We start from the raw sequence: 21,280 nt of genomic DNA on the forward strand, positions 1-21,280 counted from the left end.
CAGCAAACTGTTTATTCGCTATCGGTCTACGGATTATCTTGGTTCATTAATCATTGACAAACTTGATTACGGCCTGAGGTTTTAGCTCGATACATTGCTTCATCTGCTGCATGCAATAGCTGATCAAAGTCTGTATTCTCAGAAGATAGAGTTGCTACACCGATACTGATAGTTACGTTAAAATTTTCAGTCGCTTTATCTTCTAATTCAAAGACGTGTTGCTGTACCTTTTCTCTCAATCGTTCAGCTATTGCTTTGGCTTCTTTTAATTCGGTATGTGGTAAGATAATGGCATACTCTTCGCCACCAATTCGTGAAAAAATATCTTTGGCTCTCAATGTTTCTTTTCCCAAATTAGCCACAGCAATAATCACTTTATCTCCGACATCATGTCCATAGGTATCATTTATATATTTGAAATGATCAATATCAAGCATCATTACACTGAGCGGGATTTGCCTTTGTTGGTGCTCTTGTAAAAGTAATACACCTTGTGTAAACAATACACGGCGATTATATAATCCAGTCAAACTATCCGTTTTTGCAAGGTACTTTAGGGTTGCCCTTATTTTTAGCTGTCTAATAAGTAACACTAAAATAATTAAAGCGGTTACCATTAAAATTGCTAAGTTACGTTGTTGTGATTCGCGCCGCTTTGTTGCTTCAGCCAATTGAAGTGACTTTAGCTTTTGTTCGTTTTCGAGTAACTCATTTTCTTTGATTTTCAAATCAGTCGCGTATTTTTCATTCAAGCTCGCTAAACGTATTTTTTGTAATACTGATCGGTTCTTTTTTCTTTTTTCTAAGTAATGTTTTTTTTCATCATACGCAAGTTTATATTGCCCTTGAATTTGATAAATTTCAGCTAGCAATAAATGAATATGTGAAAAATTTTCAGTATTGAGTTGAGCGGTATCCATTCTCTCCTCAAATGAAAGTGCTTGTGTTAATTCTGTGACACTGAGCGCTAATGCACCTTCTTGCTTATGAATATAAGCACTGATCATTAGCATCAAATACTTTTCTGCAATATTGAAGGTGCTTTCTTGTGACTGTAATCGTTGAAAAATTGTCGTTATATCACCCTCTTTTTTCCGCACTTTTTCAACTAAATCGATAATTCGATCATCAACAGGCAATGTTTGCTGCTGAGTAAGCAGCTTGCTTTCGCTAGGTTCTTGTTGAGATGCTTCAATGTTAGTACTGAAAAAAAATAACAAGAGAAGATAATAACTATGCAGGTTATTCATCGCAAAACACCTTATCCTTCCCTTGATGTTTTGCTTTATAAAGCAACTGATCAGCTTTTTTCAGTAATGCTTGGCTACTAGTATAATTGCCTTGGTTTAAACTTACCACGCCAATACTTAAAGTAACGGTAGCTGAGCTGTTGTGTTTCCATCTACTTTCTGCCACTTGTTTTCGTAAACGTTCAGCAATAGTATTTACTTGTGTAGAGGCTACACCAGGTAACACAGCAATAAACTCTTCACCACCATAACGGCCAAAAGTATCGGTTTCACGCATTAACGCTTGACCAATTAATGCGATTCTTGTTAGTACTTGATCACCAACTTTATGCCCGCATTGATCATTGATTTTTTTAAAGTCATCAACATCCACCATAAACAGACTAAGTGGCGTACCTTGTTGTGTAGCGGCAAGAAACGCTTTCTCTACTTGCTCAATAATATGGCGACGATTAGCTACGCCTGTTAAAGAATCTGTTCGAGTGGCATGTAACAGTTTACGCTGACCTGATGCTATTTTAATTAATATCCAGCCTAACATTAATGCCACGATACCAAAAAACACAATGAACCATTGACGGCTTTCTACTGTTCGTTGAGTTTCACTCAACATCAATGCCTGCACACTTTCTTTTTGTTGTAACAGTTGCTTTTCTATATCAGCTTGTTGGCTTTCATAGCGCATACGTAAATCTTCTACTTCATCAACATTACTTTTTTTAAGTAAGTGTGTCACAAATTCAATCAATGCATTTTGAGCATCGCTTGCTTTTTTATACTGCTTTAACTGGTAATGTAATTCACCTTTTAGATATAACAAATCAAGTTTGGCGTTATTAGCTACTGCCCTATGATTACTGTTTTGGTAAGGCTCCATGTATTCACTTGCCTTATCCAAGGCTAAGAGTGCATCTTCAAACCGTGCAAGTTCAAAAAATAAATACGCTTGGTTTAAAGCATGATTAATTGGAATATCTGCTTGTTCTGCATCTTCTATATAATTACTTGCCATGCGCATATATTGATACGATGCTTCTGGGTTTTTATTTTTCTTTCTGGCGTGTGCCCATGCTAAACCTACATAAACTGAAGCAATTAGTTCGTTATTACTAATTTTATCAATGTCAGCTAATACTTCTTTATATGCTTCTATAGCTTTTTCATATTGTTCAATAGATGAATAATGTTGTGCAATATTGCGCATGGTATTATATGCATATTGGTTTTTACCGGCGTCAAGGTAATGCTGTTTTGCTTTCTGATAAAAAGTTAATGATTTTTCTTTTTGATTGAGATAATCATAAAGAATACCTAATTCAGTATTAATAAAGCCTAATAATTCACTATCTTGAATTTTGTTAGCAATGGCTAAAGCATCATTAAACATAATTAATGCACGATCAAACTTTTCCATAAGATAATCTAGTGCGCCAAGATTAATTAACCCTGTGGCGACAAACTTTTGATTTTTTAGTGAGTTGGCAATTTCAAAACCATTTAAATAATCTTCCCTTGCACTGGTGTAATCTCCTAAACTTTCATGAGAAAAACCTCGGGCATATAAAAGTTCAGTTGTAACAATACTAGGGGTTGATAATTCTCTGGCAAGCTTTAATGCTTCATCAGCAATCTCTTGTGCTTGTTGATAACGCGCCTGCTCTACAAAAAGTTCAGTTTGTAACTTATAAAAAACTAATTGTTGTTCTATAGAAAGCAAATGTATATGTATAATTTGCTTTTCAAGTTCATGATATGCTTTGCTAGGGTTGTTATCTTTTAATTGTTCAATCTCTGCAACGAACTGGTCGAATCGAGCCTTATTTAACACTTCACTTGCAACTACTTCACAAATATTTAACAAAAACAAAAAGAAAACTAAGTAGCTAATTTTGACATAGTTAAATGTAAATTTATTAGACAACTAAATTTCCTTACACAGATAACACGGTGGAAAAATATTAACCTGAAATAACATCGGTTGTTAATGTTTAAATCGATATATCTTACATATTCATTTAACAGGCAAACTTGTTAACTAAGTCGCCAATAACTTGCTTCTATTTTATTACCATCATGGTCAATGATGAAACAACCATAATATGGTTCACCATATTCAGTTCTACCGCCCGGTTTACCGTTACACTTACCACCTAAGGACAACGCTAAATCGTAAAATTGATCAACTTGTTCCATTGATGTTGCTACAAAGCCAAAGTGAACACCATTACCAGGTGACGCCAGTTTTTTATCAAAGGGTTGTTGCACCCAAAACTCTGGGTACCCTTTACCAAAGGCGATAGCATGTTCATATGAACTCACTAACTTTATACCTAAAACAGCTAATATCGGTTGATAAAACGTTTTCGCTCGCTGTAAATCATTTGTGCCGATAGAGGCGTGGCAAATACTTCGGTTAACTCTTTGTTCAATCATCTCGAATGTTTACAATTATTAAAAGATTAGGTTACCACGATAAAAAATGAAACGTTATGGCTTTAAAAGTATTTAAATTACTAACAATAATGTAAATAACAGGTTAGTAAAAGGCTTTTTGTGAGAAAATAATCGCTTCAGCATTTTAAGTTTTTGATAGCTAACGCATCAATAAGGCCATTATTTAATACGCCTGAATAACTATGGAAGCTAACACGTGCGCTATCAGGGAAAAGCGAGCTAGTAATTGCTGATATGTTCTTGGCCGAGACGCCTCCACCTATCACCACTTCAATGTGTTCATCCGCCAGTGTAAGGTACCGGTTGATATTATCAATTCCGTCCAGTGCATTACCTTCTGTTTTCCAGGCAACACCAGACGTTAACACACGATCAAACGCTAAATCCTTTAATTGTACTAGTGCGGTTTCTCGTTCCAATATCGCATCAAAAGCACGATGAAAGGTTGTTTTTAATGATAACTTCTTTGTTGTGTAGAGTAACATTTGGCAAGCATTTAGGTTAATTTGCTGCTGTTGATCAACCACGCCAAAAACTACACCATCTGCTCCACACTCTTTAGCTTGTATGATTTGCTCGTTCATTGTAATCAGCTCATCGACAACATAATTAAAATCCCCCGCTCTAGGGCGTATCATTACCAAAAGTTCGCCCTTTGGAAAATGTTGCCGAGTGACTCTGATAGCGTCAACACTAGGGGTCAAACCATCTACATGCATATCAGCACATAATTCGATTCTATCGACACCTGCTTTGTTACATGTCTTCGCATTTTGTGCCAAGATGGCTACATTGTCAGCATCTAGGCAAACTTCAATGCTATTCATCTTGATATTGCTGCTTAATTGCGAGTACTTTATCAAGTTCTTGATCCAGTAAATCAACGAGCTTAGGCTCAAAGTGTTTACCTCTTTGTTCTCTAATAAAGCTCATGGTTTTGTCGATGCTCCAAGCATCTTTATAAGGCCGTTTACTCGTTAGTGCATCAAATACATCAGCTAATGCAACTATACGCCCTTCTATAGGAATATCTTCACCTTTTAATCCGTTAGGATAACCACTACCATCCCATTTTTCATGATGGGTTAAAGCAACCACTTTTGCTAGGCTGATTAACTCAGAATCATCTTCACCTAAAATTTCAACGCCTATTTGAGGATGAGTTTTCATAATGGTAAATTCTTCATCGGTTAATTTACCCGGTTTGAGCATGATATGATCTGGTATACCTATTTTGCCAACATCATGCATAGGTGCAGTATGTAAAAGCATGTCAGCGTTAGCTTCACTGAACCCATACGCTAAAGCAATTATTTTTGAGTAATGGCTCATACGAACCACATGCATACCTGTTTCGTTATCTTTAAATTCAGACGCTCTTCCCAAGCGTTGAATAATTTGTAAACGCGTTTCCTTTAATTCTTCAGCATTCACTAATGATAAATGGGTAGCAACCCTTGCTCTAACAACTGCAGATGAGACTGGTTTTGTAATGTAATCAACAGCGCCAATCTCAAAACCTTGTGTTTCATCTGTTTCATGATTTAACGCCGTGACAAATATAACGGGAATTTTTCTCGTAAGCTCTGCTTCTTTTAGTTGCTTACAAACATCAAAACCCGTCAAGTCTGGCATCATAATATCAAGTAAAATCAAATTTGGTTGTTTACTTACTGCTAATCTAAGTGCTTCTTCACCACTTTTAGCAAATACCAAACGATAATCTTGATGTAAGATTTGTTTCAGTACCCGTAAATTGGCAGGTTCATCATCAACAACTAAAATTAATGGTCTATTATCTTGCATGTCTCTATACCTTAACGATTAGCCATTTGATTTAATACATCTTCAATCAATGCGACAGCTTGTGTAAATTCAAAATCGTTAATCGATTGATTAATTGCATTAAGCTCAGACTGAAAACACTGTTGTCCTTGAATGTCCGTAATTTTAAGTAGCGCCTGTTCATCTATTTCATTTTGCTGCGCTGCAGCTTTTAATGTTTGCAATGTATCAATAAGTTCATCTGCATTGCCAAGGTTTCCTTCTGTTGAAGCTACCGTATTCCCTTCTTGCTCTACTTCAGCTTTTACTGCATCGAACATCGCTTGAATAGCATCAATAACAGGAGCGCTTTGCATCGGATGACTAGTAATGATTGCTTCTAATTTTTCTAAATGACGCATTAAACTAATTAACGATAAGTTACCACAAACGCCTTTTAGCTTATGTGCGAGTGATTTTAATTCTTGCCAATTTTGTGCTTCGCATAATGGCGTTAACAACGTAAAATTTTCTGGGTATTGCTGGGTAAACTTCACCAGTTCTTGATAATATCCTTCTTTTGATCCCCACAGGGCAACCCCTTTTTTCTCATCAATGAGTTTACCTAATGCTTCTTCTGGTTCTGTTATATCTGATTGATAAGTCTCAACACCTAACACGCGAGCGGCCTCATTGAACAATGCAAAAATATCAACAGGTTTATTAGCAAAGCCATCCATACCAGCATTTTTTGCAGCAACCCGATCATCATCCAATACACTCGCAGTAAAGGCAATAATAGGAATATGTTCAAGCCCTTCTTCTTGCTCTATTTTTCGCCGCTCTTTGGCTGCAGTTAAACCATCCATGATAGGCATTTGAACATCCATAATCACCAGGTCTAAGTTGTCTTCTGCGGCCATGCGAATTAACGCTTGTTGACCATCACGAGCTGTTAACACCGTATGCCCCTCTCGCTCTAATAAAACAGAAAGTAAATCAATATTTTGCTGAATATCATCAACAACTAAAACCGTCATTGGTGGTAACTTGATACGTTCTTGTTTTTGTTCTACAACAAGGTTTTTACGCGCTTGGAGTGGAAGAGTAAATCTGAAGGTACTGCCTTTATTTTCTTCACTTGTCGCACTAATTTTACCCCCCATTAATTCGACAAGTTGTTTACTAATCGTTGTTCCTAGCCCTGTGCCACCAAAGCGGCGACTCATTGAAGCATCTGCCTGAGTAAAAGGGTCAAATACAGCAGAAAGTTGTGACCTACTCATGCCTATTCCACTGTCTTCAATCACAAATTCAATGTTGTTATCTTGGGTTGGTGATACGGTTATTTTCACATAACCTTGTTGCGTGAATTTGACGGCATTACTCACTAAGTTGGTGAGTACTTGACGAACTCTTTCTGGAGAACCTGCATATGTTTTCTTTAATTTAGGCGATACATCAACGGTTAATTCAAGCCCTTTATTTCTTGCTTGTAACCATAAGGTAGAGACAACTTCGTCGACTTCTTGAATTAATGAAAAATCACGAATTTCAAGATCCAGTTTTCCTTTATCTAATTTCGCACTATCTAAGATATCATTCAATAAATGTAACAAAGACTTAGCAGAATTATTGATGGTTTTTAAATGTCGCTGTGGTTCAGCGGCTAAGCCACTTTCTAGTAAAATATCACTGAAGCCAATAATCGCGTTCATTGGTGTACGAATTTCATGGCTCATATTTGCCATAAAGCTTGCTCTTGCAGACGCGGCTTGCTCTGCTGACTCTTTAGCCGTTCTAAGCTCTTCTTCCATGACACGACGTTCAGTGATATCCATAATGAAACCATCAATCCAAGTTTCATTTTTTTCTTCACCTTGCACATGACGTCCCTGCCCTATCATCCAACGAATATCACCGCTTCGAGTAACGATACGGTATTCAATATTAAATGCGCCACCAAGAGCAATTTCTGCTGTTACATTGTCAATATCGTCAGGGTGAACCAGCTCTGAAAAACTTCGCTTAGGTGATGGTAATAAAAAATCTTCCGGTGGAAACCCTGTGATAGCTTCAACAGCATCACTAATAAAAATCATTGGCCGGCCAGGCACATTTTTACATCGATAAGCAATGCCAGAAATATTGGTAATTAATGAACGATACTTTTCTTCATTTTCACGTAACGCTCTTTCCATGCGTATACGAGGTCTAATATCTGAAATAAACGCAACAAAAAAATCATTAGTGCTTAATTTAACGTGTCCTATGCCAAGACGAATTGCAACACTGCTACCATCCTTATGTACAGCTTCTACTTCTCGGCCTTTACCAATAATATTGGCTTCGCCAGTCGCTAAATACCGCTCAATATAGTTGTCATGTTGTTCATGATACGGTGAAGGTACGATAATTTTTACGTTTTGCCCTATTAGCTCAGCCGACGACCAACCCAATAACTGTTCTGTCGCTTGGTTGATACTTAAAATAGTGCCTGTATTATCAATGCTAATAATGCCATCGACCGCGGTGTTCATCATGGCACGCATGCGATGTTCACTTTCGGCTGCCTTTCTTGAAATATCTTTATAACGATAAATCATGTTTAGTCCTAACACTAAACAGATAATCACAATAGTGGTAATTGAAATACCTAACGCTAAGTAAATAGATATTTCGGACGTTTGCTTGCTTAACTCAAGCCCAGGAGGTCTAACAAATCGTGCTGCCGCCATGCCAGTGTAATGCATTCCTGTTATCGCGCATCCCATCACGATGCTTGCCCATAAATGAGGGGACCACCACTTAAACTCTTTCTTGCTCAACAACGTTAGACCAAAATAAATCCATAAAGACAGCATTGCCAACGTAACAGCAACAACTATCGACAAAGCAAACATCCAAGGCTCATATCGCAATAAAGGCGCCATCTCCATCGCTGCCATTCCAGAGTAATGCATGGTGCCGATTCCAGCTCCTACCAAAACGCCACCGATTAATAACGATAAAAAGCCTTTTTTGTGACTATTAATATAATTTAACGCAACCCACGAAGCGAAAATGCCTGGTAGCATAGAAAGAAAGGTAATTAATCCGTTATATTCAACGGTTGTGCATAAATCAAAAGCGAGCATACCGATAAAATGCATACTCCATATGCCGCCACCTAACGCAACGCTACCTATGCCAAGCATACTGTGTCGACGTAATGCTGATACTCTCCCCTTTGCTTGGGCTGCAACCTGCAGTCCCATAAAAGAGGCGAATATTGCAATAAAAATGGAAAGTGCTACAAGCCAGGGGTTATAGTTACCATAGATAAGAATACTGTCGGCTGAGATTGTAAATTGTGTAATCACCCAATCTAACATACATCAAAACTCCAAAATCAAACGACTCTACAAGCCGTAAAATACTTCACGATGTATTTCTACAAAGCAAATTATATAACTTCTACTCGATCGCCGTGTTCTTGCAACCATTCTTTTCTGTCGCCACTGCGCTTTTTCGACAAGAGCATGTCCATAATTTCCATTGTCGCGTCAAACTCATCAACCGTGAGCTGCACTAACCGTCTAGTATTTGGATCCATAGTTGTTTCACGTAATTGTAACGGGTTCATTTCACCTAACCCTTTAAAGCGTTGAACGTTAACTTTACCGCGTTTTTTCTCAGCTTCAATACGATCTAAAATACCATTTTTTTCATCTTCATCGAGTGCATAATACACTTCTTTACCCACATCAACGCGATATAAAGGTGGCATAGCAACATACACATGACCTGCTTGCACTAATGGCAGAAAATGTTGAGTAAACAGCGCGCACAATAGCGTGGCAATATGTAACCCATCTGAGTCAGCATCGGCTAGAATACAAATTTTTCCATAACGCAACCCTGATAAATCGTCGCTATCAGGGTCAATACCTAATGCCACAGATATATCGTGTACTTCTTGAGAAGCTAAAATTTGACCAGAATCAACTTCCCAGGTATTTAATATTTTCCCACGCAATGGCATGATTGCTTGAAATTCTCGATCGCGTGCTTGCTTTGCACTACCCCCGGCAGAGTCACCTTCAACTAAAAATAATTCGCTTCGTGTAGAGTCTTGGCTACCGCAATCAGTTAACTTGCCGGGTAAAGCTGGTCCTTGTGTTACCTTCTTACGCACTATTTTTTTAGCGGCTTTTAATCGTCTCTGCGCATTTGAAATACAAAACTCAGCTAATGCTTCGGCAATTTCGGTATGTTCATTAAGCCAAAGGCTAAACGCATCTTTAACAACACCGGTAACAAACGCCGCGCATTGTCTGGAAGATAAACGCTCTTTCGTTTGACCAGCAAATTGTGGATCTTCCATTTTAACTGACAAAATAAAAGCACATTTATCCCAAATATCATCAGGCGTTAGTTTTACACCTCGAGGAATAAGGTTTCTAAATTCACAAAACTCCCGCATAGATTCCAACAAGCCTTGGCGCAATCCATTCACATGTGTACCGCCTTGAACGGTTGGAATTAAATTAACATAGCTTTCCGCAATACCGTCACCACCTTCGGGTAGCCAAGTAACAGCCCAGTCAGCAGCTTCATTTTGAGAAGAGAAAGTGCCGATAAAAGGCTCTTCTGGCAAACTTTCGTAATTTTTTACTGACTCTTTTAGGTAATCACACAGGCCATCTTCATAGCACCACTGATATTTTTGGTTTTCATTTTTATCGTGGAATTTTATCGTCAAACCAGGGCATAAAACAGCTTTCGCTTTTAACAAATGCATCAATCTGCGTACTGAAAATTTAGCCGAATCAAAGTACTTTTCATCTGGCCAAAACTTTACTCTGGTACCCGTATTACGTCGGCCAACAGTCCCAGTTTCATGCAATTCTTCTACTTTATCACCGTTTTCAAACGCCATTTCAAAAACTTTTCCTTCACGGCGAACAGCGACATCAACACGTTTTGATAACGCGTTAACCACAGAGATACCTACACCGTGTAAACCACCGGAAAATTGATAATTTTTATTGGAAAACTTTCCCCCAGCATGTAGCTTACAAAAAATTAACTCTACGCCACTAACACCTTCTTCTCGGTGAATATCTGTAGGCATTCCGCGACCATCGTCAATAATTTCTAACGATTGATCTTTATCCAAGATCACGGAAATATTTTGGGCATAACCAGCTAGTGCTTCATCAACAGAATTATCGATAACCTCTTGGCCTAAATGGTTAGGCCGATTAGTATCGGTATACATACCTGGACGGTGACGGACAGGGTCTAAGCCACTGAGGACTTCTATTGATTCAGAATTATATTGTTCGCTCATAATGGGTTCTAATAATTATTATGACTGTGAATTGATGTTATTGCAGAGACAAGAATACCATTATTTCAGGTAACATTTTTTGATAATCAACAAAACTGTGATCGCCGTTTGCTTGCACAATTAAACGATTACCCTGATATTTTTCTACTGCTTGACGATAATCTAACACTTCATCACCTGTTTGTACCATCATCATATAACGATTTATTGATATTTTTTTGTGATAAAGATCGCGTAATTCATGCATATGTTGTTCAGTCACATCATAAGTCTCACCTGTATATGGGTTCTTTTGCTCACCAATATAATCATGAAGCAACTCATAAGGCTTCACCGCAGGATTAATTAATACGGCAGAATAACCGTACTTTTCCGCTAAGTAAGTAGCAAAATAACCACCTAATGATGACCCCATCAATACCCATTGTTCATTCGGTTCACTCGCTAATATTGCTTCACATTGCGCAATAGCGGCTAAAGGTGAGCTCGAAATTTGTGGACAATGAAAAATAACATCAATGTTTTTATCATGAATATATTGTTTCGTTAATATTGCTTTTTCTGATTGAGACGACGAATTAAAGCCATGTAAATATAAAAGGTGTTTAGTCATATTTTTAAGATAAGAATACCGCTTGAGTCGTTAGCACATTGTTTTGATCGATTGTAAATAGCCGAAATCCAGCCGGTAAGTGACTGTTTACTACCGTATCAGCTGTTTTATCGAATTGAATTGATGTCGCAGGACAGGTAAATAAGGGCATGTCATTAACGTCTAGCGATAATGTCATGGCATTGTGCACATGACCACATGCAACCGCCTGAATATTATCATATTTAGCCAGAAATTGATTAAAAAACGCATCATTTATTAATGGGTGTTTGTCAATAAAGTAACCCACGTGCTTTGGGTGATGATGCATTAAAATACATTGATACTTTTCAGGGGTAATACTCTTGGCTAACCGAGCTGCTTCTTCAGCACTAAATACCCCAGCAGGCGTAGCACTTTTAGTGTTTATCAATTGTATTTGCCAGTGCGGCAAATCAATCGTTTTTTCATGACTAAATACGTCATCAGTAAAAAATTGGCAGAACTTATCTGGTTCATCATGATTACCCGCTAAATAATAGATAGGTTTATCCGGCCCATATCGTTTAATTGCTTCAGTGAAAAGTTGATAGGCGCCATCGGAATGATCTTGGGTTAAATCACCAGTAAACACAATAAAATCAATATTTTGATTGTTTTTTATATCGGTTAACACCTTCACTAAATTGTCATAAACATTCGCGCCATGATGACAAGTTTGACGGTCAGCGAACAAATGACAATCTGAAATTTGCGCGAACGATACAGTCAATTTTCTGCCTTAAACTTATAACAAAGCAACATGACTTTGACCCAATTGTAAACTTAATTGCAACCATTCAGTCAAAAACTGATTTATTTGCTCTTTCTCATCAGGCAAGTGCATACGCTTATTTGGGTAGTCATATCGTGGCTTAATTTGTCGCACATCTTGATTAGACACTACTTCAGCCATGCGGGCATCATGGTATAAGCGAATGACCATTTTAGGACGTAAAAATGCTGATAAATCAACACCGTTGATTGTTGCTTCTTGTTTTATTGTCACTAAGGAAGTGTAGCGAGTCACTTCATTTACCGTTAACGCAAATGAGAGAAAATCAGAAATAAAAAAATGCCGAAACTCACCTTGCTGCTCTTTACCAGCAAGCAACCTTAAAAGCAGCATATAATTAACCTCACATATTGTCATCAATGTAGACAATTTAGGGCGATATGGTGTATTTACAGTACTCATTAGTTAAATAAAAATCCGGTAGCGATTACAAAGTTTGATAGTTTAAGGCTAGCCATTGTAACCCAATTATCGTTGCAGCATTAGTGATTTTTCCTTCCGAAAGTAAAGCCATTGCTTGCTCCCTTTTTATCACATGCACGAGTATATCTTCGTGTTCTTCATCTAAGCCAAAAACCCCTCCAATATTTTCACTGCTTACTTTAGCCAAATAGACATGCATCGCCTCACTCATGCCGCCAGGACTCGAAAGATACGTCATCACTTTTTGCATGTTTTCTGGTGCAATATCAATATTTGCCTCTTCTTTGGCCTCACGTATTGCAACATCAATCGGAGATTCATGCTTTTCAAACATACCAGCAACAAATTCTAGCAACCAAGGGTTACCACCGTATCGAATAGCCCCTGCTCTAAATTGTTCAATCAAAATAACCTGGTCTAATGCTGGATCATAAGGAATGACAACCACAGCATCTTCACGTTCAAATACCTCTCTACTAATTACTTCGCTGACACTACCATCATATTTTTTATGGCTAACGTGATAACCATCAACCTTAAAAAAACCTTGATATAATGTTTCTTTGTTATGTAATGTATAATCGTTTTGCGTATAACCTAATATCGGTGGTGATGTAAATTTTTGTTTCATTGTGTAAAATTCACCCTTTCAAATGTAACGAAATAAATTTTTAGAAATAGTAATAAATATTTTGTTACACTAGAATGCCCTTGAAAACATTTATTCTATTTAGGTTAATCCTATGTCCATGTAGGATAACGACATATTAATAATAAGCACTAATAGCATATCTAAGGAATTGCTTCGACATGAAAAAATCAGTTACCTCGATAATTATCGGCATTGTATGTGCTACAAGTAGCGCTTTTACTTATGCGCAAGATCTATTATCGACTTATGAACTAGCAAAAGCGAATGACCCAGTTGTTCTTAAAGCGCAAGCACAATTTAACGCCTCTCAGGAAGGAATAGTACAAGCTCGCTCTTTATTATTACCACAACTGTCAGCAAACGCGAGCATAACAGCCAGTGAGCGTGATAGCCAAAACTACAACAGTGACTTAGGTGGCTTTGGTAGCAACATAACCACAAAAACAGACTCTACTAGTTATGGTGCTAATTTAAACATGCAGTTATACCATCATGATACTTGGTTAAGACTCGACAACGCGAAAAAAATAGCGCACAGAAGTGATATCTCGTATCAGGTTGCTAAGCAAGATTTGATCATCCGTGTTACAGAAGCATATTTTGCCGTGTTAAGTGCGAAAGATGATTTAGAGTTTGCTAAAGCTGAGAAAAAAGCCATTGAACGACAGTTAGAACAAACTAAACAACGTCACGCAGTTGGACTAACAGCAGTAACAGCTGTGCATGAAGCACAAGCGCAATTTGATAATGCGGTAACAGCAGAGATTCGCGCAGAAAATAGTGTGTATAACGCCGAAGAAGCATTACGCGTTATCACAAATGTATACCCGCGCGATCTAAACATTCTCAATACTGAGCGTTTTAGTGTTTCACGCCCATCACCAGACAGTGCGAATGAGTGGCAACAAACAGCAGAAGCAAAAAACCTCGATCTAATTATTGAGAAAATCTCAGTGGATATTGCCAAAGAAAGTATTAACATTGCTCGTGCTGGTCATTATCCCACACTCGATTTAAACGGTTCTTATGGTCAAGCTAAATCACAATCAGATTTTACTACCGGAGGCGTGACTCAGAGCTTTCCTGAATCGCCTTATAATGACAGCCAATCTGTTAGTATTACTTTAAGAGTACCAATCTATTCTGGCGGTGCTACCACAAGTGCGGTAAGACAAGCTCAAGCAAACTATGTTGCAGCAAGTCAAGACCTTCAACAGAGTCATCGAAATGTCGTTCGTAATGCAAGAAACTCTTACAATACAGTCATTGCTAATGTTTCAAGCATTAAAGCATTACAACAGTCTGTAATTTCTGCTGAAAGCGCATTAAAAGCTACTGAAGCCGGGTTTGAAGTGGGAACTCGTACCATTGTGGATGTACTAGACAGTACACGTAATTTATATAACGCTAAGCGTAATTTATCATCAACTCGATATAATTATATTCAAGCAATTTTAAATTTAAAACGTGCTGGTGGCACCATTAGTGAAAAAGATATTGTCGCAATTAACCAAGGATTAAAAACCGCAAGTTAATTATCTATGATGCGATAAAAAGCCGATAAACAGTGTTTATCGGCTTTTTATCAGTTAGAAACGACCACCATTAAATGCAATAGAAATGTGAGATCTTTAGAGCGTGTTGATCTTTGCTGTTTAAGTTTTGTTCAAATTAAACGCCTTCTGATCGCGGCACTTGGATTATTGCATAGTCATTCTATGGTTAATTCAAGTAACAAAGAGCAGGAGGCGTTTAGTTGAACCCTTCGGGCTGTATCTGTTTGGCATTTCTACTGTGTTAACGCTTGACTGGAGTAGAATAACTACACGGCGCAAGTGTTGCCTTGTATAAATACCAAACAAATTGCGGCAAAAGTAAACATGAAAGATCAACACGCTCTAGTCTTCTAAACGGATAGTATTTATTATTTCAGTAGTAGAAATACCTTGTTCGAAATTGAGCACTTTTACCTGCCCCCCTGCGGCAATAACGTCTTCACCTCCGGCTATTTCTTCTACCTTATAATCTCCACCTTTCACCAATATATTAGGTAAAATATTTGCAATAAGCCTTTGTGGTGTATCTTCAGAAAATGGTACAACCCAATCAACTGACGCTAAACCTGACAATACCGCCATTCTTCGATCAACAGGATTTACAGGGCGACCTTCACCTTTTAAACGTTTTACCGAGCTGTCATCATTCACTGCAACAATGAGTCTTTCGCCTAATTCAGCTGCATGGGTTAAATATGAAACATGGCCAGCGTGCAGTAAATCAAAACAGCCATTGGTCATCACAATTTTTTCACCACGGGCTTTAGCCAACTCTACTGCTATTTTTAACTGACCTTCAGTTACAACACCAAAACCGCTTTCTTGACCAGATAAAACTGCATTTAATAATTCAGCTTCACTTACGGTGGAAGTTCCCAACTTGCCAACAACAATACCTGCAGCAATATTAGCTAGTGCACTCGCTTGGGGTAAATCAGCATCAGCAGCTAGTGCCAGCGCTAACGTTGCTATTACAGTATCACCTGCGCCAGTTACGTCATAAACCTCTTTCGCCTGAGTAGGTAAATGAAATTCTTCATGGTTTTGACGGAGTAATGTCATGCCGTGTTCACTGCGTGTGACTAACATAGCATCTAGATTTAACGATTGTAGTAAGGTTTGTCCTTTAGCAACAATGTCAGCTTCATCTTTACAAGTACCTACAATCGCTTCAAATTCAGCCATGTTAGGTGTAAGCATGGTTGCACCTTGGTATTTGGTAAAATCACTACCTTTAGGGTCAACCACAACAGGAACATTGTATTTTTTTGCCACAGCAATAAGGTGTTCAACATCACTTAATGTACCTTTGGCATAATCGGAAAGTAGTAATACATCATGCTCTGCAACAACTGCTTCTACTTGTTGTAATAATTCTATTTTATTAACCGCGGCCAATGACTGTTCAAAATCTAATCGCATTAATTGCTGATTTCGACTCATCACACGCAGTTTAGTGATAGTAGGGATGCTGGCATCTTTAGCAAAAAAACAGTCTATATTCATTGCCGATAAGCGCGTTTCAATAGATTGCGCTGCTTCATCTTGCCCTGTAATTCCCATAAGAGAGACTTTACCGCCCATTGATGCAATATTCAGTGCCACATTAGCGGCACCACCAGGTCTGTCTTCATCTTGATTGATATTAACAACAGGAACTGGAGCTTCAGGCGAAATACGCTGTGTAGGCCCATACCAATAGCGATCAAGCATAACATCGCCAACAACTAAAACACGTGCTTTGTTAAAAGCGGGAATATCTACTTTCATCCTGCATTCCATAACAGATATAATATCGATAGTGTATCATATCAAATTAAATGAGTTGACCTCTTACCGTGAGTAAAAACAAAGTTTTACAACCCAATTTTAAGTTAGCGTTTTTCCTGCCGAAGTATTGGCTCACTTGGCTTGGCGTGATTATTCTATATAGCATCTCTTGGCTTCCTTACCGAGTACAATTAGTACTAGGGCGCGGTATCGGCAAACTGTTATTTAAAATTGGTGGTAAGCGACGCAATGTTGCTAAACGCAATATACAATTGTGCTTTCCTGACATGTCTGAAGAGAAAGTCAACTCACTTTTACGTAAGAACTTTGAAAATACGGGTATTGCTTTGCTTGAAACAGGCATGGGTTGGTGGTGGCCTGACTGGCGAGTAAAGCGAAAAGTACAAGTGAAAGGGCTTGAGCATCTTGCACAAGCACACCAACAAGGTAAAGGTGTATTGTTATTGGCTATGCACTATTTAAGCGCAGAGATAAATTGTCGAGGTATTGGCACTGGGCACCCTATGGTGGTGTTTTATCGCCCGCATAACAATCAACTCATGGAGTTTTTTCAATACCGTGGTCGAGGTCGTTCAAACAAGTATATGTTGGGAAAACGCGATGTTAAAGGGTTACTCAAAGCGCTTAACGATGGTGAAACATGTGTTTACTTACCCGATCAAGATTATGGAAGAAAACGTAGTTTATTTGTACCTCTTTTCGCCGTACCTGATGCAGCCACAACAACGGGGACACTTATTTTTGCGCGCAATAAAAACACGCAATCTCATATGCTAATACCCACACGTAATGAGGATGGCAGCGGTTATACCATTGAAATTACACCACAGCTTGAAAATTTCCCAACAAGCGATGATAGGGCCGACGTGATTCGCATAAACCAGGAGCTTGAAAAAGCAATATTGCAAAAGCCGGAGCAGTACATGTGGTTACATCGTAGGTTTAAAACCCGTCCTGATGAAAACGCTCCGTCATTGTATAAGTAGCAGATTTTTATTATGTTATTATACTTAAGACGTATTTATTAAAAAGTTGATGGCACGTTTATGATGTTTTGGCTAAAGAATATTGTGTTTGCACTACTGCTAATCGGGTTGGCATATTACTTAATTGCCAATCAGGAAGCACTGTTTTCACAAAATGATGAGCAAGAAATCACTTCAAACGACAATGCTATTACAGAAAAGCCTAAAGTTTCAAAAAAAGAAACAAACCCTGCTGCCGAAGGTTTATCGCGTTTTTACGCCAACTTGAGGGGGTCAGAAGATGAAGATCAACCTCGTGTAAGAAATAACATTGTGTATTTGCCTGCCCATAAAGGCGATATTGTTGACATTTTGGAAGCAAAACGTTTAGTGACTCGGCCATTAAGAAAAAACTGGAAAAGCACCAAGTTAAACAGACCATTTCGCCCTGAACACACGCTACATCAGAAGTTAAGTGAATATGCTAAAGAAGAAGGCCTAGAGGTTATTTGGTGGCTCGATAAAGATTTCATCATAAAAGACCCTTTTCGTATTGATAAAGATATTGTAGATACCGCATACCAAGTGGGCTTAGCAATCAATGGCCATTTTCAAGACGGTTTATCTACTTATTTTTGTTATCAACACCGAACATTAGTACTGATTGAAAAACATAAATCTTACTTAGATGAAGAGTGTGTTAAGTTACCGAGAAAAAGCCGAACTCGTAGTTATTAAGTACATATAAATTCACACATTTTTTATTAACTACCTGAAGATGGCTCTCGAAAAAACTGGTTAATGATGGTAATAATCGGCTGTGTTAATGCATCAAATTTTTGCTTTGGTAATTTATTATCTTCTTGTTGTAAGCTAGTTTTATGACCAAAATCTCGTAATTGACAATAACATTCTGCTAATGCTTGTTGTTGTACCTTCTCAATCACTTTATATTTTGATAACGCTTTAAATATACGTAAATTATCAGAAAAGTAACAAATCTCAGGAAATTGACTGCCATGACTTAGTACAAGATATTGTGCTAAAAACTCGATATCAACTAACCCTCCTTTTCCTTGCTTAATATCGACAACTGCGTCATCAGACTTATCAAGATGGTTTCGCATTTTTTCGCGCATGTTAATAACATCTTGTTTTAATGTTGTTAACTCACGATCTTTCGCTAACACTGCACAACGTATTTTATTGAATTGTGAGGCAATTTGTTCATCTCCATAAACAACCCTTGCTCTGACCAACGCTTGATGTTCCCATGTCCATGCTTCATCCTTTTGATATTGTGCAAAGGTAGGCAAACTAACCACCAAGACACCTGAATTTCCAGAAGGTCGCAAGCGCATATCTAATTCATATAATATGCCTGATGCTGTACGGGTATTAAAAATATGCATCATTCGTTGCGCAACTTTCGCATAAAACTGGCCAGCTGCTACTTGCTTTACACCGTTAGTCATATCATTAATGTCATGATTGTGCACAAAAACCAGATCTAGATCTGAGCTATAACTAAGTTCAATTCCTCCGACTTTACCATAACCGATAACAGCAAAGCCTTTGTTATTATCAGGCAAAGCTGTAGGCACACCATATTTTTCTTCGGTTTGTTGCCACGCCATATTAATCACTTCGGCAATGACCGCTTCAGCCAATGCCGTCAAATGACCACTTACTTTAGTTACGGGTAATACATCAGCTATATCTGCTGCGGCAATTCGCAATTGTTGTGCTTGCTTAAATTGGCGTAATGATTCCATTTGTGCTTCTAAATCATCTTCAGGAATACGTAAAAATTGCTGCCGTAGTTCATTTGCATAACTGTCGAGTGTGGGTGGATTATGCAATAATTTAGGGTCGATCAGCTCATCTAATATAATAGGGTATTTAGCAATGTGCTCTGCCATCCAATGACTAGCATGGCAAAGTTTTACCAGATGTTTAAGCGCGCCAACATTTTCAAAAAGCAATTCTAAATACGCAGTTCGTGTGACAATTTTTGCTAATATCCACAATACACGTTCAATACATCGTTCATTAGCTTGAAATTCAGAAATTTTGGTTAGTAGTTGTGGCATCAATTTATCAAGAACCTGACGCCCCCTACTTCCTACTGAACGCCGATCAACATCACGCTTAAAGTCAACTAATAGCTGATATACCTTTTCGCCATGCCACTCTGACTCGTGATTGGCGATCCATTCAATCGTTTCTTCTTTTGACCAATCTCCATCCCATAAATCAGCCCAATGATCATCAATATCTTGCTCACTCGGACTTTCTTCGCCAATTAACAACGTAAACTCTTGGTGTACTGCTGCCATTAATTTATGTGTGTATGCTAAAAATTGCGGCCAACTTGGAAAAGCATCATCACCTAATACATGAAGTAGCCTACTTTGATCCAGTGCTGAATCAGGCAGTGTTTGCGTTTGTTCATCATGTAGTGCTTGTACAATGTTTTCCACTCGGCGTAAAAAGCGATATGCTTTCTCTAGTACTTGTTTACTATGTTCAGAAATTTCTTCATGATTGACTAATTCAGGCAATACCGATAACAGATTGCGTTGCTGTAACGCCTTTGTCCGCCCTCCACGAATCAGTTGAAATACCTGCACAATAAATTCGATTTCACGAATACCACCAGCACCTAATTTAATGTTGTTATTAAGCTGTTTACGCCTTACCTCTTGAGCAATCATCATTTTCATACGACGTAAACTGTCAATAACGCTAAAATCGATATAACGGCGATAAACAAACGGGCGAAGCATGCTACTTAACGTACCATGGTATTTACCTTCACCAATTAAGCGCGCTTTTAACATCGCATAGCGCTCCCAATCTCGCCCTTGTTCTTGATAATAGTCTTCCATGGCATTAAAACTAAGCACTAAGGGACCACTGTCACCAAAAGGACGTAGGCGCATATCAACGCGGTAAACAAAGCCATCGGCTGTTTTTTGATTTAACGCGGTAATGAGCTTTTGCCCCAAACGCGTAAAAAAATTGTGATTATCGACCGACTTTCGGCCGCCTTGCGTTTCCCCCGCTTCGGGATAAACGAAAATAAGATCAATATCTGATGAAAAATTTAGTTCTCTACCGCCTAATTTTCCCATGCCATACACGAGTAGTGGCTGTAATTCTCCTTTGCGATTAAGGGGCTTCCCGAGCGTTTTATAACAGGCATGAGAGAGCCAATTTAATGCAGATAAAATCAAGCTATCCGCTAACGCAGACAATCTAGAAAGCGACTCATCCAGTGATATATCCAAAATCATATCAGCAAAGGCAATTGCAACCATTTCCCGCATGCGAAACTGTCGCAACATATGATGTAATATTTCTTCACTGTCACAACTAGCTAATCGTTCATTTAGCATATCCTGATAATTAGGCTTTGTAGCTTGGTAGATATCATCTGATGCAAACAAAGCGGTGATCACTTCGGGTGCTTGTAATGCGGAACAATAAATAAAGTCACTTAAGGCAATAGCTTGTTTGAAGTCAGCAACACGTTGTGGTGCCACCTTAGTTGAAAATTCCGTTGCTATTTCGGGGTATTGTTCACAAAATTGCTGCCAGTTGCTGTTTTGTTGTGTTAACAAAACAGGTAAAAGAGGTTTGCGAAATTCTTTATTCAAC

General features: G+C 38.3%; 16 protein-coding genes. 3 read left to right on the forward strand and 13 right to left on the reverse strand.

Going from position 1 to position 21,280, the window contains the following annotated elements:
- Positions 1–50 precede the first annotated feature (50 nt).
- From QUE72_RS13970 to QUE72_RS14020, 11 genes are all read right to left on the reverse strand, one after another.
- The gene (locus QUE72_RS13970; protein ID WP_286269637.1) at positions 51–1,250 is read right to left on the reverse strand and encodes a GGDEF domain-containing protein; all 1,200 of its coding nucleotides are present in this window, start codon (positions 1,248–1,250) and stop codon (positions 51–53) included.
- Positions 1,243–3,171 (reverse strand): GGDEF domain-containing protein, encoded by a 1,929-nt coding sequence (locus QUE72_RS13975; protein WP_286269638.1) that lies wholly within the window; start codon positions 3,169–3,171, stop codon positions 1,243–1,245. The genes QUE72_RS13970 and QUE72_RS13975 overlap by 8 nt, the downstream gene beginning before the upstream one ends.
- Positions 3,172–3,281: 110 nt before the next feature.
- Positions 3,282–3,683 (reverse strand): VOC family protein, encoded by a 402-nt coding sequence (locus tag QUE72_RS13980; protein WP_286269641.1) that lies wholly within the window; start codon positions 3,681–3,683, stop codon positions 3,282–3,284.
- 137 nt (positions 3,684–3,820) lie between these two features.
- Positions 3,821–4,531: a copper homeostasis protein CutC gene (locus QUE72_RS13985; RefSeq protein WP_286269644.1), complete on the reverse strand. Its 711-nt coding sequence runs from the start codon at positions 4,529–4,531 to the stop codon at positions 3,821–3,823.
- A complete protein-coding gene (locus tag QUE72_RS13990) occupies positions 4,524–5,510 on the reverse strand; it encodes an HD-GYP domain-containing protein (RefSeq protein ID WP_074497102.1) in 987 nt (328 codons plus the stop codon). Before QUE72_RS13990 ends, QUE72_RS13985 begins: the two co-directional genes overlap by 8 nt.
- 11 nt (positions 5,511–5,521) lie before the next feature.
- On the reverse strand, positions 5,522–8,842 hold the full coding sequence (locus QUE72_RS13995) for an MHYT domain-containing protein (RefSeq protein WP_286269645.1): 3,321 nt from the start codon (positions 8,840–8,842) through the stop codon (positions 5,522–5,524).
- 71 nt (positions 8,843–8,913) lie between these two features.
- On the reverse strand, positions 8,914–10,803 hold the full coding sequence (gene parE, locus QUE72_RS14000) for a DNA topoisomerase IV subunit B (RefSeq protein ID WP_286269647.1): 1,890 nt from the start codon (positions 10,801–10,803) through the stop codon (positions 8,914–8,916).
- Positions 10,804–10,840: 37 nt separating this feature from the next.
- A complete protein-coding gene (locus QUE72_RS14005) occupies positions 10,841–11,416 on the reverse strand; it encodes a YqiA/YcfP family alpha/beta fold hydrolase (protein ID WP_286269648.1) in 576 nt (191 codons plus the stop codon).
- Positions 11,417–11,420: 4 nt separating this feature from the next.
- Positions 11,421–12,167 carry a metallophosphoesterase gene (locus tag QUE72_RS14010; protein ID WP_286269650.1) on the reverse strand — a complete coding sequence of 249 codons (747 nt, stop codon included), beginning with the start codon at positions 12,165–12,167 and terminating at the stop codon, positions 11,421–11,423.
- 15 nt (positions 12,168–12,182) lie between these two features.
- Positions 12,183–12,563: a DUF1249 domain-containing protein gene (locus tag QUE72_RS14015; RefSeq protein WP_286269652.1), complete on the reverse strand. Its 381-nt coding sequence runs from the start codon at positions 12,561–12,563 to the stop codon at positions 12,183–12,185.
- 94 nt (positions 12,564–12,657) lie between these two features.
- Positions 12,658–13,284, reverse strand: a complete 627-nt coding sequence (locus QUE72_RS14020) for an NUDIX domain-containing protein (RefSeq protein ID WP_286269654.1) — start codon at positions 13,282–13,284, stop codon at positions 12,658–12,660.
- Between the two features lie 179 nt (positions 13,285–13,463).
- Here QUE72_RS14020 and tolC point away from each other — a divergent pair, with 179 nt between their 5' ends.
- Positions 13,464–14,840, forward strand: coding sequence for an outer membrane channel protein TolC (gene tolC, locus QUE72_RS14025; RefSeq protein ID WP_286269656.1), 1,377 nt, complete (start codon positions 13,464–13,466; stop codon positions 14,838–14,840).
- A 363-nt stretch (positions 14,841–15,203) separates the two neighbouring features.
- Here tolC and hldE read toward each other — a convergent pair whose 3' ends face one another.
- The gene (gene hldE, locus QUE72_RS14030; RefSeq protein ID WP_286269658.1) at positions 15,204–16,631 is read right to left on the reverse strand and encodes a bifunctional D-glycero-beta-D-manno-heptose-7-phosphate kinase/D-glycero-beta-D-manno-heptose 1-phosphate adenylyltransferase HldE; all 1,428 of its coding nucleotides are present in this window, start codon (positions 16,629–16,631) and stop codon (positions 15,204–15,206) included.
- 68 nt (positions 16,632–16,699) lie between these two features.
- Here hldE and lpxL point away from each other — a divergent pair, with 68 nt between their 5' ends.
- Positions 16,700–17,638, forward strand: a complete 939-nt coding sequence (lpxL, locus tag QUE72_RS14035) for an LpxL/LpxP family Kdo(2)-lipid IV(A) lauroyl/palmitoleoyl acyltransferase (protein WP_286269660.1) — start codon at positions 16,700–16,702, stop codon at positions 17,636–17,638.
- 60 nt (positions 17,639–17,698) lie between these two features.
- Complete coding sequence (locus QUE72_RS14040) at positions 17,699–18,355, forward strand: TcpQ domain-containing protein (protein ID WP_286269662.1); 657 nt, start codon at positions 17,699–17,701, stop codon at positions 18,353–18,355.
- A gap of 26 nt (positions 18,356–18,381) precedes the next feature.
- On the opposite strand, the gene glnE is transcribed toward QUE72_RS14040, so the two are convergent.
- Positions 18,382–21,279, reverse strand: a complete 2,898-nt coding sequence (gene glnE, locus QUE72_RS14045; RefSeq protein ID WP_286269665.1) for a bifunctional [glutamate--ammonia ligase]-adenylyl-L-tyrosine phosphorylase/[glutamate--ammonia-ligase] adenylyltransferase — start codon at positions 21,277–21,279, stop codon at positions 18,382–18,384.
- Position 21,280: the final 1 nt, after the last annotated feature.

Source organism: Thalassotalea hakodatensis, from assembly GCF_030295995.1.
Taxonomy (GTDB): domain Bacteria; phylum Pseudomonadota; class Gammaproteobacteria; order Enterobacterales; family Alteromonadaceae; genus Thalassotalea_C; species Thalassotalea_C hakodatensis.